This is a genomic window from Alcanivorax sp. HI0044 (assembly GCF_001634945.1).
In genome coordinates, this window is record NZ_LWEZ01001574.1 from 1 (window position 1) to 1,159 (window position 1,159).

The 1,159-nt window shown below is 59.6% G+C and carries 3 protein-coding genes; 2 read left to right on the plus strand and 1 reads right to left on the minus strand.

Translation table 11 applies throughout. From position 1 onward, the window contains the following. The coding region (locus A3730_RS23730) for a phage tail protein (protein WP_063539119.1) at window positions 1-405 on the plus strand (405 nt) is incomplete at its 5' end. Further along, window positions 405-878, plus strand: a complete 474-nt coding sequence (locus A3730_RS23735; RefSeq protein WP_063520585.1) for a GNAT family N-acetyltransferase — start codon at window positions 405-407, stop codon at window positions 876-878. The genes A3730_RS23730 and A3730_RS23735, both read left to right, overlap by 1 nt. On the opposite strand, the gene A3730_RS23740 is transcribed toward A3730_RS23735, so the two are convergent. Then, a partial coding sequence (locus tag A3730_RS23740) for a hypothetical protein (RefSeq protein ID WP_231884032.1) occupies window positions 853-1,159 on the minus strand: 307 nt, incomplete at its 5' end. The genes A3730_RS23735 and A3730_RS23740 overlap by 26 nt on opposite strands.

Below are 1,159 nucleotides of genomic sequence, written 5' to 3' on the forward strand. Positions count from 1 at the left end.
TTTATCGGCGAAATTCGCATGTTTGCGGGCAATTTTGCTCCGCGAGGCTGGGCATTCTGCGATGGCCAGATATTGGCCGTATCACAGAACGATGCGCTGTTTTCCCTGTTCGGCACCATTTATGGTGGCGACGGCAGAACCACTTTCGGTTTGCCGGATTGCCGTGGGCGCTCCCCGGTGCACGCTGGCACGGGCCCGGGGCTTGCGCCGGTTCGTCTGGGCGCCAAAAGTGGCAGCAATGCCAGTGGCACGGTTGCGGCTACCACCAGCGTCAGCATTGATCGCGGCCTGGGAAAAACGCAACAGACCTGGGAGGCGCTTCCTGCTAACGCAGAGTCGCTAACCCCACAATTGTTTGTGCATTTCATTGTGGCCCTGGTCGGCATTTACCCTTCCCGCTCGTAATGCACAGCTACCGTTTACGCCCCGCCAGTGACAGCGACACGCCGATGTTACTGGCCATCTACACCAGCACCCGCCAGGAAGAAGTGGCGCAAACCGGCTGGCCCCAGGCGCAGCAGGATGCCTTTCTGGCCCTGCAGGCCAAGGCACAGCACGAACACTATCTTCAGCATTACCCGGAAGCGGAACGGCACCTGATCGAATTAAACGGGGAGACCGCCGGGCGGCTGTATGTCTCGGACTGGGAACAGGAAATTCGCATTGTGGACATTGCCCTGCTGCCCGCCTTTCGCGGCACCGGGCTCGGTTCACAGATTCTCTCCACCTTGCAATCACGGGCTCGCCAGTCCGGCAAACCCCTGACTATTCACGTGGAAACCAACAACCCGGCGCGGCGACTCTATCTTCGGCTGGGCTTTGAGGAGCAGGAAGACAAGGGCGTCTACCTGCTTATGCGCTGGCGAGCTGGCGATTGAACACCGCCTCGAAATGGTAGGTGCCATCGCTGGCGCCCAGCGGCCCCACCGGCACCAGAAACACGGACGCCTCACCCAGCGTCTCGCTGTGTATAACCACCGCGCCTTGCTCCAGTTGTAACCGGCCCGCGAACAGCAGGGAAAAGCACTCCCACCCCTCGGGAGACACCGGCACATTCACTTCCGCCAGCGTCAAACTATCGCCATTTTCCAGCGCGAAAGTCTGCCCTTCACAATCTTTCCATTGTTGTAATGTGATCATGCCACCTCCCCAAATGATG